Source organism: Demequina capsici, assembly GCF_032102965.1.
In the GTDB taxonomy this organism is placed as follows: domain Bacteria; phylum Actinomycetota; class Actinomycetes; order Actinomycetales; family Demequinaceae; genus Demequina; species Demequina capsici.
Genome location: NZ_CP134880.1, coordinates 249,131 through 261,821, shown reverse-complemented (window position 1 = coordinate 261,821; position 12,691 = coordinate 249,131). Strand labels below are relative to the sequence as shown.

Here is a 12,691-nt window from a genome sequence, read left to right as displayed (position 1 = left end):
TACGGCGGGCGACGCGTCCTGGCAGTGCATGACAGTCAGATCCGGCCGAGATCCGGCATTCATGCACTGACACGAGACGGTCAGCGACCGGCGCCTCGCATGCGGCCGATGCCCGCGATCCCAGCCAGCACATCCGCCTCATCGGCCGCGAGCGACAGGCGCACCCAGCCCTCGCCCGAGGCCCCGAACGTCTGCCCCGGACCCACCGCGACGGCCTGCTCACCGAGCAGGCGAAGCGCCCATTCGTCCACGGGCGTGTCCCCGCACAAGGCGCGCACATCGACCCAGAGATAGAAGGCACCCTCAGGGCGCACGTAAGGGATGCCCAGGCGGTCCAGCGCGTCCATGGCGAGATCCCGACGCCGCTCGTACGCCGCCCGCATCTGCTCCACGTGGTCCTGGGGCCCCGTGAGCGCGGCGACGGCCGCATGCTGGGCGGGCGTGTTCACGCACGACACCACGGGCTCCTGGAGCTTGCCCGCCGCCGCCGCGAGCGCGCGCGGCCCCACCAGATAGCCCACGCGCACCCCCGTCATGGCATATGTCTTGGAGAACGAGAAGACGGAGATCACCACCCCGGCCGTGTCGAAGACGGCAGGCGAGACGTGCGGCACCCCGTAGGTGAGCTCGTCGTAGCACTCGTCGGAGATCAGCCAGATGTCATGCCGCTCCGCGAACCGCACCAACGCCTCGAGGGTCTGCGCGTCGAGCACGGTGCCCAGAGGGTTCGACGGACTGTTGACCAGGATCGCGCGCGTGCGCTCGGTGACCAGCGCCTCGAGCGCCTCCACCTGGGGCACGAACGCATGCTCAGGCGCCAGACGGTACGGCACGGCGACGCAGTCGAGCATCGTCATCGCCATCGCATAGTTGGGCCAGCCCGGGTCCGGGATCAGCACCTCATCGCCCGCGTCCAGGATGGTCGCGTACGCCAGCAGCAGCGCCTCCGCGCCCCCGGCCGTCACCACGACCTGGTCCGCTCCAGCCTCGATGCCGTTGACCCGCGCCACCTTGTCCACCAGCGCTGCACGCAGCTCAGGGATGCCGGCGTTCGCCGAGTACTGCGTCAGCCCACGCGCATATGCCTCGCCGGCCGCCTCCAGCACATGCGCCGCTGGCCGGAAGCTCGGCTCCCCCACGTGCATCCCTACGAACGGCTTGCCCGTGGCCCACGCGGCCTCCATGACACGACGGATCCCCGACGGCTGCACGGCATCTGCGGACAGGGCGACTCTCGGCATGGCTCACTCCAGTCGATCGGCGATGCCTGGGAGCGACGCGCGCGGCCGTCCCGGCCTCCTCGCACTGCGCACCATGGTCGCAGGCCGCCGCGAGGGCCCGCCAGAGGCCGTCACGGAACGGTGCCACCTCGAGGTCCGGTGGACCGGGACGAGGCGATCTGCGACGCTCGTCCGCGGGCCGGACGCCGCCGTCGGCCTCACGCGTTTGCGACCTGACGCCGATAGACGATGTACTAGGACTATCCGAAACAGGGGAGCCACCGATGTCGTCTTTCGCCAAGTCCGCCGCCACCGCACTGCTGTCGGGTGTCGTCGGCCGCTACCAGGCGATGCTGAAGATCGAGTTCGACCGCGCCAAGGCGGAGGTCGAAGGCAAGCTGAAGCAGATCGGCATCGGCAGCGCGCTCGTCGCCACGGCCGCGATGCTCGGCTTCTTCGCGGTGCCGCTGCTGCTCACCGCCGCCGTCGCCGGTCTCTCCGTCGTGTGGCCCGTGTGGCTGTCCGCCCTGGCGCTCGGCGTCGTCGTGCTGCTGATCATGGCGATCCTGGCAGGCGTCGGCGTGTCGAAGATCAAGAAGAACAAGGACCTCACGCCCACCGAGTCGGTGGAGAACGTGAAGAAGATGTTCAACTGGGAGTGACCCTCCCCCGCGCCGCACAGGACACGGCTCAGTCCTGAGCGACCGCCTCAGCCGCCGGCGTCGCGAGGCGGGGCCTCCTGCTCGCAAGCCAGACGCCCACCAGGACGATGCCCGCCCCGGCCACCTCGTTCCACGACAGCGTCTCCCCCAGCACCACGACGCCCAGCACGGTGGCCACCACCGGCACCAGGTACGTGGTGGACGACGCCACGGTGGCTCCGGCCAGCTTCACCACCCGCCAGAACAGCACGTATGCGTACGACGTGCCCAGCACGCCCAGGCCGAGGATCCCCCACAGCGCGGGCTGGCTCAGGCTGAAGGCGCCCCGCTCCGGAGCGCCCGCAGCGAGCGCGAACGGCGCGAGCATCACGGCGCTGAGGCCGATCTGCGTGGCGGACAGCACCGTGTGCGACTCGTCCACGCGCGCCATCACGCGTCGCGACAGCGTGCTGCCGATGCCGTAGCAGGCCGTGGCGGCCAGCATCAGCGCCACGCCTGCCAGGGAGAAGTCCGCGACGTTCCAGGCCCCCACCAGCACGGCGATGCCTGCCACGCCGATCAGCAGGCCCACCAGCTGCGGCCGGGTGATCCGCTCCGCCGGGATCAGCAGGGCCACGAAGAAGGCGGTCCACAGCGGCGTGGTCGCGTTCAGCAGGCTCGCCAGGATGGACGTCAGGTGCTGCTGCGCCATCGGGATCAGGATCAACGGGATGCCCGACATGAACACGCCGACGATCGCCACCGCCCCCACGTCCCTGAGGCTCAAGCGAGGTCGGCGCCGCTGGAACCCCACGAGCGCCCACAGGATCACGCCGCCCACGGCCAGGCGACCGAAGCCCACCTGGCTGGGCGCGAAGGACTCGAGCGCCAGCTCGATGAACAGGAACGACGAACCCCAGCCGAGCGCGATCAACGCGACGAGAGGCACCCACGCGCGTGGGTGTGCGGCGGTCACGTGAGATCCGTGACGGTGCCGAGGGTGGGTGCGAGGTCGTCCTCCCGCGCGGACGCCTCGATGAGGGGCAGACGCCCCACCGGCACGCCGGCCTCGTGAGCCAGCATGGCGGCCTTGATCCCCACGCCGCCGAAGCCGTACGAGCCGAGCCTGCCGCCTGCACGGATCACCCGGTGGCAGGGCACCAGGATCGCGACAGCATTACGCGCGCATGCGGTTCCCACCGCGCGCATCGCCCGGGGACGGCCCGCCGCCGCAGCCAGCTCCTGATACGACACCGGCTCGCCTGCGGGGACGGTGCGCAAGGTGCGCCACACGTCTTGGAAGAACTCCCCGCCAGGCTGCTCGACGGCCACGCTGAGCAGAGCATCCGCATCGCCCTCGAGCCACGCCACGACCGCGCCGACGGCGTCGGCGAGCGGCGCGTCGACGATCGGCCTGCCGGCATGCACCGGCGGGAGCCTGCGCACCAGGTCGCGGTCGTCCTCGTCGAGGCCGGCTGCCCGCACCACACCGTCCTCAGGGGTCGCGAGCATCCGCAGCGCACCCCAGGGGGTGTCGACGGTCGCTCCATGCAGCGGGGACTCTGTCATGGACAGAAGGCTAGATCGCCGAGCCCGTGCCAGTCATCGCCATGTGGTTCCTGATGGCTCGACCGGGCATGGTCCGGGCTCCGCGGACAGCAGCAGGTGCCGGTGCGTGATCGCGCCGGCACCCCGCCGGGATCGGCTAGCCCTGCTCGCGAGCCTGCGTCAGCAGCGCCTGCACCTCAGCCTCACGGAAGCGGCGGTGACCGCCCAGCGTGCGGATCGAGGAGAGCTTGCCCACCTTCGCCCAGCGGGTCACAGTCTTGGGGTCGACCCGGAAGATCGCTGCCACCTCGCTAGGCGTCAGCAGCTTCTCCGGCTCGTGAATCGTGTCAGCCATCATTTCCCTATCCCTCAGTCATCGTCGGACCCCCTGGAGGTGGGGTTGCACACTGTGAGAGGGCCTGACATGTCCATCATGACGCGAAACGTGAAAATTGGTCGGATATGCCTCAGAGGGACTTACCGGACGCACCCCCGGCAGCGCTTCTCGGAGCTTCCGCCAGGGCGTGCACGACGCGCACGAGGCTCCTCGGCAGGCGCGCCGACGGGTCCGCTGCCTGGGATAGTCGCGGCGGGGTGACAGCGCGTTGTAAAGTATGGGAGAACTCGACACGCAGGGCCCGCCGAAGAGGCGCGCCCGAGACGGTGGAAGGGGCGGCGACATGGGGCGCGGCCGTCAGAAGGCTAAGGACGCGAAGATCGCGCGTCAGCTGAAGTACACGAACCACACCTCAGATCTGAGGGACCTGGAGCGGGAGCTCATGGCAGGCAGCCGCCAGCAGCCTGCCACGGACGACTCCGATGAGTACCGGGACCGCTGGTCTGACGACGAGGACTGACCTTCACCTGCAGCATGGACCCGGGCAGCGCCCGGGTCCTTGTGCTGTCCGCCGATCTCAGCCCAACCGGTAGGCGCCGCCCAGGTTCACCGCGCCGCCGGTGACGCCCTTGGCGCCCCGGACGGTGTCCGGAGAGGCGATCCTGCCGTCATCGATCGCGATCTCGCCGAGCACCCACGCCGGCACGCCGCCCGCGGCTGAGGCCGCGATCAGCGCGTCCGCATCCTCGGCGGCGACGATCGCGACCATGCCGACGCCCATGTTCAGAGTCGACTCGAGGTCGTGCCACGGCACGGCGCCCGCCTTCTGCACGAGCGCGAACACAGGCGGCAGGGTCCAGGAGTCGCGGGCCACCGAGGCCGCCAGCCCGGCAGGGATGATGCGCGCGACGTTCGCCGCGAGCCCACCGCCGGTGACGTGCGACAGCGCATGCAGGCCGCCGAAGCGTGCGGCGAGGTCCACGCACAGCGAGGCGTAGATCCGCGTGGGCTCCAGCAGCTCCTGGCCCACCGTGCGCCCCAGGTCGTCCACGTGGTTGTCGAGCGACCAGCCGGCGTGCTCGGCGACCCGGCGCACGAGCGAGTAGCCGTTGCTGTGCAGCCCGGACGACGCCATGGCCACCACGACGTCGCCCGCCGCGACCCGGTCCGGGCCCAGCAGCGCGTCGGCCTCGACGACTCCGATCGCAGCGCCGGCCACGTCGTAGTCGTCGGGCTCCATGACGCCGGGATGCTCGGCGGTCTCGCCACCGACGAGCGCGGTGCCTGCGATCTCACAGCCCTCCGCGATGCCGCGCACGATGTCTGCGATGCGCTCGGGCACCACCTTGCCGCACGCGATGTAGTCGGTCATGACGAGCGGCTTGGCGCCGCAGACGACGATGTCATCCACGACCATCGCCACGAGGTCCTTGCCGATCGTGTCGTGCACGCCCAGCTGCCGGGCGATGACGATCTTCGTGCCGACGCCATCGGTGGACGAGGCGAGCAGAGGGCGCCTGTAGGCCTTGAGCGCGGAGGCATCGAACAGGCCGGCGAACGCGCCGATGCCGCCCAGCACCTCGGGTCCGTGGGTGCGTGCGACGGCCGACTTCATCAGCTCGACCGCCTTGTCGCCGGCCTCGGTGTCGACACCGGCGCCCGCGTACGTGATCGGCTCGCTCATCCGGCGACCTCCTCGCGCTGCTGGAGCAGCAGATGACGGGCATCGACGGGCGGTGCGATCGGGTACTCGCCGGTGAAGCAGGCGGTGCACAGTCGCGACTCGGCCTGCTGGGTCGCCTGCACCATGCCCTCGAGCGAGATGTGACCCAACGAGTCGGCACCGAGCTGGGCGCACACCTCGTCGACCGTGTGGCCGACGGCGGCCAGCTCGGTGCGGGTGGGGAAGTCGATTCCGTAGAAGCAGGGCCACTGCACCGGCGGCGACGAGATGCGCACGTGAACCTCGGCGGCACCCGCGTCGCGCAGCATCTGCACGATGGCGCGCTGCGTGTTGCCGCGCACGATCGAGTCGTCGACCACCACGAGGCGCTTGCCCTCGATGACCTCGCGCAGAGGGTTGAGCTTCAGCCGGATGCCCAGCTGGCGGAGCGTCTGCGACGGCTGGATGAAGGTGCGGCCCACGTACGAGTTCTTCACGAGGCCCTGGCCGAAGGGGATGCCCGACTGCTGGGCGTAGCCCACGGCGGCCGGGGTGCCGGACTCGGGCGTGGGGATCACCAGATCCGCCTCGACGGGGTGCTCGCGAGCCAGCTGGCGTCCCATCTCCAGCCGCGCGGCCTGCACGGAGCGGCCGGCGATCGAGGTGTCGGGGCGCGCCAGGTACACGTACTCGAAGACGCAGCCCTTGGGCTCAGGCTCGGCGAAGCGCTGCGAGTGCACGCCGGAGCCGTCGATCGTGAGGAACTCGCCAGGCTCGACCTCGCGGACGAGCACCGCGCCGACGATGTCGAGCGCGGCGGTCTCCGACGCGACCACCCAGCCGCCGCTGGGCAGCTCGCCCAGCACCAGCGGGCGCACGCCCTGCGGGTCGCGGGCGGCGTACAGCGTCGTCTCGTCCATGAACACGAACGAGTAGGCGCCCTGCAGATGCGGCAGGAGCTCGAGCGCGACCTCGGCGAGCGACGAGCCCTCGCCACCGAGCAGCGCGGTCACGATGGCCGTGTCGGTGCACTTGCCGCCCTTGAGGTCCAGCCGCTTGGGATAGCCCTCTCGCTCGACGAGGAGGTCGATGAGCTCCTGGGTGTTCGTCAGGTTGCCGTTGTGGCCGAGCGCGACGGTGCCGTTCGCGGTGGGTCCCAGCGTGGGCTGCGCGTTGGCCCACACGGAGGCTCCGGTCGTCGAGTAGCGTGCGTGGCCCACCGCGATGTGACCGGTCAGCGCCTCAAGCGCCGCCTCGTCGAACACCTGGGAGACCAGGCCCATGTCCTTGAACACCAGGATCTTCTCGCCATCCGACGTGGCGATGCCTGCGGACTCCTGACCACGGTGCTGGAGCGCGTACAGCCCGAAGTAGGACAGCTTCGCGACCTCCTCATGCGGCGCGTACACGCCGAACACGCCGCACGCGTCCTGAGGGCCCTTCTCGTCGGGCATCAGGTCATGGTTGAGCCGTCCGTCGCCGCCGCGCCTCATCGGGCCTCTCCTTCTTCGGGGGTGACGGACGCGTCGTCCGGTCCGAACGATGCCGACGCCTGGCTGGCGACGGGCGTGGCCTGGCCGTCGTCGTCCGGGGACGACGTGGGCAGGAAGGGGTTGACCGCCGGGTCGGACTCGAGGATCTGCTGCTTCGCGGCGTCCGCCTTGGCGGAGGCCCGCTGATCGGCGGTCGCCACGAAGACGCCCGAGATCACGCCGCCGATGACGCCGAAGCCGAGCGCCACGAGCAGCCCGCTCACGATGCGTCCGGAGATGACGGCGTTGGGAAGCAGCGCGCCGAGCAGGAAGCCGACCGCCGCGGGCGTGCCCGCGCCGGTCACGAGGATCCGCGCGAAGCGAGGAGCGTGCCGCACGACGGCCGGGACCGCGTCGGCAAGCTCGTCGGTCGTGGGTGCGTCGGTGGGAACGTCGCCGGGCTGGGTGACGTGCACGTCATCCGCAGCGGTGGCGTCCTCAGGGCGGGGGGCGTCGCTCACGTGGCAAGTCTAGGCGGTGTGCGGTGGCCCCGGCACGTCCCTCCGCGCGCCGGGGCCACCTTCCTCCCCCTCAGCCCTTCGTGGAGCCGGCCAGCAGGCCGCGGACGAAGTAGCGCTGCAGCGAGAAGAAGACGATCAGCGGGATCACCATCGACACGAACGCGGCTGCCGGCACCAGGTATGCGGTGGCGCCGTAGTTGCCCGCCAGGTTCGAGATCGGGTAGGTGAGCGTGTAGGTCTTGATGCTTCCGAAGACCGCCGAGACGAGCAGGTCGTTCCACACCCACAGGAACTGGAAGATCGCCAGCGACGCGAGCGCGGGCAGCGACAGCGGGATGATGATCCTGAAGAAGATCTGGGTGTGGCTCGCACCGTCCACGCGGGACGCCTCGATGATGTCGCTGGGGATCTGCGCGATGAAGTTGTGCAGCAGGAAGACCGCCAACGGCATCGCGAAGATCGTGTGCGCCACCCAGACGCCGGGGAACTGTCCGGCGATCCCGATCCCTTGCGGGCCCAGGATCTTCAGCAGCGGGATGAGCGCCAGCTGGAGCGGCACCACCTGCAGCGCGAAGATGAACACGAACAGGAAGTTCGAGCCCCTGAACGGGATCCACGCGAACGCATACGCTGCCATGAGGCCGATCACCAGGGGGAACACCGTGGTGGGCACGGTGACGACGATCGCGTTGATGAGATTCCCCAGCAGCGGCGGGGCGCTGGAGCTGTCGCCGAACGAGCTGAACAGCACGTAGCCGAAGTTCTCGAACGTGAGCTTGCCGTCGAGCGCGACGTTCCACCACGACTCTGTCCGGTAGAGGTCGCCCGGGACGAGCGACGTCATGAACAGGCCGATGGTGGGGATGGTCCACAGCGCGGCGATGATGATCGCGGCGGCCGTGGCCCACTTGGAGGTGAGGTTCTCCTTGGCCTCCGCGGCCTTGGTCTTCTTGGGCGACGCGAGCTGGTCGGTCATCACTGGAGCGGTCATCAGCGGGTCTCCTTCACCTTCTGGAGCGATCGCACGTTGTAGATCACGACCGGGATGACGAATATGAACAGGATCACGGCGAGCGCCGCGCCGAGCGGCTCGCGTTGCTCGACGAACGACAGGACGTACATCTTGTTCGCCACCACGTCCGTGTTGTACCGGCCCTGGGTGAGCGTGCGCACGATGTCGTAGACCTTGAGGGTGGCGATCGTGATGGTGGTGAGCACCACCACGAGCGTGCCCCGGATGGACGGGATCGTGATGGACCAGAAGCGCTGCCACGCGTTCGCGCCGTCGAGCGACGCCGCTTCGTTGATCTCCGGCGGCACACCCTTGATGGCGGCGGAGATGATCACCATGGCGAAGCCGGTCTGGATCCACGTGAGGATGACGATCAGGAAGAACGTGTTCCACGGCTCGGTGGCCAGGAAGTTGATGGGACCGATGCCGAAGACGCCCAGCACGGCGTTCAGCATGCCGGTCTGGGACCCGGTCTCGTTGTAGTCGTACATGATCGAGCCCCAGATGACGGAGGCACCGACGAACGAGATCGCCATGGGCATGAACACCAGCGACTTCAGCGTCTTCTCACCCTTGGCACGGTCGATGAAGACCGCGTACGCGAGGCCGACGCCGGTGGACAGCAGCGGCACCAGGATGATCCAGACCACCGTGTTGATGATGGTCCGCAGCATCGTCGGGTCGGTGAACGCGTACGTGTAGTTGGACAGGCCGACGAAGTTGGTGACCTCCGTGTTGATGCCGGTGACCGGGTCGGGCTGCTTCACGATCTCGGTGAACGACAGCCAGACGGTGTCGATCGCCGGGTACACCAGGCCGATCGCGAGGAGCAGCAGGACCGGCGTGATCAGCGCGACGAGCTGGACCTTGTCCCGGATGCGCCCCTTGACCAGGTCGGCGCCGAACATGACGAGCGCGACCACCGCGATGAACGCGACGATCGCGACGGCCGCCAGGAGCAGGTTGCTCCCCTGGGTCGACCAGAACTGGGCGTCGAGCCCGGACTGCGGTAGGGCCTGCCAGCCCTCATGGAACCCGGCCATGGGTGACCTCTTCTCCCTCGAACGAACGTCTGCGCGGATCGCTCGGCCGGGGCCCGCATGGCGCGGGTCCCGGCCGAGCGTGCACTACCTGGGCTTACTGCGGCCAGGCCGCGTCGATGTCCGCGAGGACCGTGTCGAGGTCCTTGCCCTGGACGTAGTTGGTGATCTCCGTCCAGAATGCGGACGCGCCGACAGCCGACGGCATGAGGTCGGAGCCGTCGAAGCGGAACACGGTGCTGTCGTCCTGCAGGATCTTGATGGCCTCCTGACCGATCGCGCTGGACGCGTTCGTGGGGTCGAGACCCTTGTTGGCCGAGATCACGCCACCCTCGGAGACGCGGATGTTGGCCCACAGGTCGGAGGACATGAAGGTCTGCACCGCCGCGGTCTGCGGGTTGTCGTTGAACGCGGCCACGAACTCGCCGCCACCGGTGACGGCAGCAGGGTCGCCTTCGTTCATCGGCGGGGTGAGGAACGCCCACACGTCACCGTCGGGCGCCACCGTGGTGCCCTCGGGCCACTGTGCCTCGTAGAACGAGGCCTGGTGGTGCAGCGAGCAGGAACCGTCGAGGATCGGCAGACCGGCCTCCTGGAAGGAGGTGTCCACGATCGACGAGACGCCGCCGAGGCCGCCGTTGACGTAGTCGGGGTTGAGCGCGACCGCGCCGAACTTCTCGAACGCCGACTTGATCTCGGGCGACGAGAACTTGGTGTCGCCGGCGACCCAGCTGTCGTAGACGTCGGTGCCGGACTCGCGCAGGACGATGTCCTCGATCCAGTCCGTGCCCGGCCAGCCGGTCGCGGTTCCGGACTCGAAGCCGATGCACCACGGCTTGTAGTTGTCACCGGTGCCGCCGTTGTCGGCCATGGTCTGGGTGAGGGTCATGAGCTCGTCCCACGTGGTGGGGACGGTGTAGCCGTTGGCCGCGAACTCGGTCGGGGAGTACCAGATCCAGCCCTTGACCGACGCCATGAGGGGCGCGGCGTAGAACGTCTGGCCGACGGTGCCGTACTTCTTCCAGTCCGCGGACCAGAACTGGTCGACATTCGCCTCGACCGACGCCGGTGCCGCCACGACGGACCCGGTGCCGACGACCGTCTGGAGCAGGCCCGGCTGCGGGATGATCGCGAGGTCGGGCGGGTTGCCGCCGGAGATGCGGATGTTGATCTCGGTCTCGAACTGGTCCGAGCTGACGACGTTCACGGTGACGCCCGTGCACTTCTGGAAGTCGGTGAAGGTGTCCTCGAGCTGGCCGAGCTCGACACCGGTGATCGTCGTGTAGACCTCGACCGTGCCGCTGTCGAAGGTGCCGTACGCGGCGTAGTCCTCGCAGCCCGCCATGACGTCGCCGCTGGAGCTGGCGGTGTCGGAGGTGGTCGGCTCGCCGCTCGACGAGCATCCTGCAAGGACGAGGCCCGCAACCGCTGTGGCGGCGGCTGGAGCCAGATAGCGTCCCTTGATGTTCACTGTGTCTCCTCTTCATTGAGTAGCACTGCTGAGTGCCGCTACCCCTGGACGAGCGGCACAGACGCTCGCGCCACTGGAGACGTGGTTCCGCATCACCATCGACGCAAACGCTTACATTCAAGGTAGAGGCAAGGACGACGCACGGCAACCGCTGTGCGCGCTCACATGACCAATCGTTACCCCTGCGTGACCTAGGTCCTAGGCGACAAGCGTCGGGAAACCGGTTGTCTACCAGGAGGTATCCAGACGCCTCACGCCGCACCTGTCGACGGACCCTCCACCACGACCGGCTCCACGCCGTCGCGGTGTAGGGTCGGCATCGGCGATGGAACCCGCCAGGAGGCCGCACCTCCGAACCGCCGAGACCGGCTGATGGCTCCTGCACCGTGAAGCCACGGGCAGGCCGCGCCTGCCCGGGAAGGGACCCGGCCATGGACCGCACGCCCCCACAGCCCAGCGTCTCCCGACTCCCCGCCTTCCGCGAGCAGCCGCTCGTCGTCGGAGTGCTGCCCGACGCCTCACCCGTGCTTGTCCATGCCGCCGAAGGCCTCGCGTTGGCGCTCGGCGCCACCCGGATCTGCTTCGCCTACGTGGACCCCACGCGGGTCATCGTCGAGGAACGGCCCGACGGACGCGTCGTCCACGCCGCACTCGACACCGACGCCGACGACGCCGAGTGGAGCGAGCGACGCGACGCGCTCGCCACCCGGCTGGACACCCTCCTGCCCCACAGCCGTGTGCCCTGGGAGCTCCACTACCTCGCCGGCCGCCCCGATCGGGCGCTCACCCACCTGGCGCGCGCAGTCGACGCCTCGATGATCGTGGTGGGCACCTACGCCGACGGCTGGGTCGACCAGGTCAGGCACACTCTCGAAGGAACCCTCAGCACCCACCTGTCCCAGCACCAGCACCGCCCCGTCGTCACCGTCCCGCTCAGCGTCGTCGACTGGAAGGACCCGGTGGTCCGGTGAGGGCCAACCACCCCGCGGTCGTCACCGCGGCAGTGATCGTCGGCGCCGCCGTGGGAACCACCGGTCGCGCCACCCTGGGCCACGCCCTGCCCACCGCTTCAAGCGGAGTGCCGTGGGCCACCCTCATCGCCAACGCGGTCGGAGCGTTCCTGCTCGGAGTCCTCGTCGAATGGATCGCCCGCATCGGGGACACCGGCAGCTGGCGCCTTGCGCGCATGGGGATCGGCACAGGGGTGATGGGCGGCTTCACCACCTACTCCTCGTTCGCCTTGGAGACGACGCGGCTGCTCGAAGGCGGGCACGCGGCGGTCGGACTCGGCTACGCGCTCGGCAGCCTGCTCGTCGGCATCGTCTGCGCCGGAGCGGGACTCTGGGTCGGCGGGCGCTTGCCCCGGCCCGCGTCGCGCCAGGCGGTGGCGTCATGACGCTGCTGCTCACCGCGATCGCCGGAGGCCTCGGAGGCGCGGCTCGCTACTGGGCCGACACCGGCGTCGGCCACGTGAACCGCAGCCGCTTCCCCTGGGGCACGTTCGTCGTCAACGTCACGGCCTGCCTGTTCCTCGGCGTGCTCGCGGGAGTGGTCTCCTCCCATTCGGCACCCGATGCGGTGCTCGCCGTGCTCGGCACCGGCTTCGCCGGCGGGTACTCCACGTTCAGCACCGCACTCGTGGAGACCGTGCGGCTCATGCGCGCGGGCGAATGGGGGCTGGCCGCCGCACAGTGCCTGGGCATGGTCGTTGCGGGAGTGGCGGCCGCAGCGCTTGGGATGGCGATCGGGTCGGCGCTGTAACGGTC

15 protein-coding genes and 1 riboswitch are annotated in these 12,691 nt (G+C 69.4%); of the genes, 5 read left to right on the top strand and 10 right to left on the bottom strand.

From position 1 onward, the window contains the following. Window positions 1–80 precede the first annotated feature (80 nt). A complete protein-coding gene (locus RN607_RS01350) occupies window positions 81–1,241 on the bottom strand; it encodes a pyridoxal phosphate-dependent aminotransferase (protein ID WP_313543831.1) in 1,161 nt (386 codons plus the stop codon). Window positions 1,242–1,504: 263 nt separating this feature from the next. Between RN607_RS01350 and RN607_RS01345 the strand changes: the two genes are divergently transcribed. Further along, entirely contained in the window at window positions 1,505–1,882 is a 378-nt protein-coding gene (locus RN607_RS01345; protein WP_313543828.1) for a phage holin family protein, read from the top strand. A 28-nt stretch (window positions 1,883–1,910) separates the two neighbouring features. On the opposite strand, the gene RN607_RS01340 is transcribed toward RN607_RS01345, so the two are convergent. From RN607_RS01340 to RN607_RS01330, 3 genes are all read right to left on the bottom strand, one after another. Further along, entirely contained in the window at window positions 1,911–2,837 is a 927-nt protein-coding gene (locus tag RN607_RS01340) for a DMT family transporter (protein WP_313543826.1), read from the bottom strand. Next, window positions 2,834–3,430: a methylated-DNA--[protein]-cysteine S-methyltransferase gene (locus tag RN607_RS01335; RefSeq protein ID WP_313543824.1), complete on the bottom strand. Its 597-nt coding sequence runs from the start codon at window positions 3,428–3,430 to the stop codon at window positions 2,834–2,836. Before RN607_RS01335 ends, RN607_RS01340 begins: the two co-directional genes overlap by 4 nt. A gap of 136 nt (window positions 3,431–3,566) precedes the next feature. Beyond that, window positions 3,567–3,764: a BldC family transcriptional regulator gene (locus RN607_RS01330; RefSeq protein ID WP_313499009.1), complete on the bottom strand. Its 198-nt coding sequence runs from the start codon at window positions 3,762–3,764 to the stop codon at window positions 3,567–3,569. A 325-nt stretch (window positions 3,765–4,089) separates the two neighbouring features. Between RN607_RS01330 and RN607_RS01325 the strand changes: the two genes are divergently transcribed. Continuing rightward, a complete protein-coding gene (locus RN607_RS01325) occupies window positions 4,090–4,266 on the top strand; it encodes a DUF3073 family protein (protein WP_313499006.1) in 177 nt (58 codons plus the stop codon). A gap of 57 nt (window positions 4,267–4,323) precedes the next feature. Here the strand turns inward: RN607_RS01325 and purM are convergent, their stop codons facing one another. From purM to RN607_RS01295, 6 genes are all read right to left on the bottom strand, one after another. Then, window positions 4,324–5,430 (bottom strand): phosphoribosylformylglycinamidine cyclo-ligase, encoded by a 1,107-nt coding sequence (purM, locus tag RN607_RS01320; protein ID WP_313543822.1) that lies wholly within the window; start codon window positions 5,428–5,430, stop codon window positions 4,324–4,326. Further along, the gene (gene purF / locus RN607_RS01315; RefSeq protein ID WP_313543820.1) at window positions 5,427–6,902 is read right to left on the bottom strand and encodes an amidophosphoribosyltransferase; all 1,476 of its coding nucleotides are present in this window, start codon (window positions 6,900–6,902) and stop codon (window positions 5,427–5,429) included. Before purF ends, purM begins: the two co-directional genes overlap by 4 nt. Continuing rightward, window positions 6,899–7,402, bottom strand: coding sequence for a hypothetical protein (locus RN607_RS01310; RefSeq protein WP_313499000.1), 504 nt, complete (start codon window positions 7,400–7,402; stop codon window positions 6,899–6,901). The genes purF and RN607_RS01310 overlap by 4 nt, the downstream gene beginning before the upstream one ends. Window positions 7,403–7,472: 70 nt before the next feature. Further along, window positions 7,473–8,393, bottom strand: coding sequence for a carbohydrate ABC transporter permease (locus tag RN607_RS01305; RefSeq protein WP_313498998.1), 921 nt, complete (start codon window positions 8,391–8,393; stop codon window positions 7,473–7,475). Continuing rightward, window positions 8,393–9,457 carry a carbohydrate ABC transporter permease gene (locus tag RN607_RS01300; protein WP_313543818.1) on the bottom strand — a complete coding sequence of 355 codons (1,065 nt, stop codon included), beginning with the start codon at window positions 9,455–9,457 and terminating at the stop codon, window positions 8,393–8,395. Before RN607_RS01300 ends, RN607_RS01305 begins: the two co-directional genes overlap by 1 nt. 94 nt (window positions 9,458–9,551) lie before the next feature. Next, window positions 9,552–10,925 carry an ABC transporter substrate-binding protein gene (locus RN607_RS01295; protein WP_313498993.1) on the bottom strand — a complete coding sequence of 458 codons (1,374 nt, stop codon included), beginning with the start codon at window positions 10,923–10,925 and terminating at the stop codon, window positions 9,552–9,554. Window positions 10,926–11,237: 312 nt separating this feature from the next. Continuing rightward, a riboswitch (Fluoride riboswitch) is annotated at window positions 11,238–11,314 on the top strand. A gap of 42 nt (window positions 11,315–11,356) precedes the next feature. On the opposite strand from RN607_RS01295, the gene RN607_RS01290 reads away from it, so the two are divergent. From RN607_RS01290 to RN607_RS01280, 3 genes are read left to right on the top strand one after another with little or no spacing between them, the layout of a single operon-like run. Continuing rightward, window positions 11,357–11,896: a universal stress protein gene (locus RN607_RS01290; RefSeq protein ID WP_313543816.1), complete on the top strand. Its 540-nt coding sequence runs from the start codon at window positions 11,357–11,359 to the stop codon at window positions 11,894–11,896. Next, window positions 11,893–12,321, top strand: coding sequence for a fluoride efflux transporter FluC (locus RN607_RS01285; RefSeq protein WP_313543814.1), 429 nt, complete (start codon window positions 11,893–11,895; stop codon window positions 12,319–12,321). Before RN607_RS01290 ends, RN607_RS01285 begins: the two co-directional genes overlap by 4 nt. Next, complete coding sequence (locus RN607_RS01280) at window positions 12,318–12,686, top strand: fluoride efflux transporter FluC (protein WP_313543811.1); 369 nt, start codon at window positions 12,318–12,320, stop codon at window positions 12,684–12,686. The genes RN607_RS01285 and RN607_RS01280 overlap by 4 nt, the downstream gene beginning before the upstream one ends. Window positions 12,687–12,691: the final 5 nt, after the last annotated feature.

What these genes read in the sequence shown, in the direction of transcription:
- RN607_RS01350 (WP_313543831.1), bottom strand. Translation starts at nt 1,241, where the DNA reads ATGCCGAGAGTCGCCCTGTCCGCAGATGCCGTGCAGCCGTCGGGGATC.
- RN607_RS01345 (WP_313543828.1), top strand. Translation starts at nt 1,505, where the DNA reads ATGTCGTCTTTCGCCAAGTCCGCCGCCACCGCACTGCTGTCGGGTGTC.
- RN607_RS01335 (WP_313543824.1), bottom strand. Translation starts at nt 3,430, where the DNA reads ATGACAGAGTCCCCGCTGCATGGAGCGACCGTCGACACCCCCTGGGGT.
- RN607_RS01330 (WP_313499009.1), bottom strand. Translation starts at nt 3,764, where the DNA reads ATGGCTGACACGATTCACGAGCCGGAGAAGCTGCTGACGCCTAGCGAG.
- RN607_RS01325 (WP_313499006.1), top strand. Translation starts at nt 4,090, where the DNA reads ATGGGGCGCGGCCGTCAGAAGGCTAAGGACGCGAAGATCGCGCGTCAG.
- purM (WP_313543822.1), bottom strand. Translation starts at nt 5,430, where the DNA reads ATGAGCGAGCCGATCACGTACGCGGGCGCCGGTGTCGACACCGAGGCC.
- purF (WP_313543820.1), bottom strand. Translation starts at nt 6,902, where the DNA reads ATGAGGCGCGGCGGCGACGGACGGCTCAACCATGACCTGATGCCCGAC.
- RN607_RS01305 (WP_313498998.1), bottom strand. Translation starts at nt 8,393, where the DNA reads ATGACCGCTCCAGTGATGACCGACCAGCTCGCGTCGCCCAAGAAGACC.
- RN607_RS01300 (WP_313543818.1), bottom strand. Translation starts at nt 9,457, where the DNA reads ATGGCCGGGTTCCATGAGGGCTGGCAGGCCCTACCGCAGTCCGGGCTC.
- RN607_RS01290 (WP_313543816.1), top strand. Translation starts at nt 11,357, where the DNA reads ATGGACCGCACGCCCCCACAGCCCAGCGTCTCCCGACTCCCCGCCTTC.
- RN607_RS01280 (WP_313543811.1), top strand. Translation starts at nt 12,318, where the DNA reads ATGACGCTGCTGCTCACCGCGATCGCCGGAGGCCTCGGAGGCGCGGCT.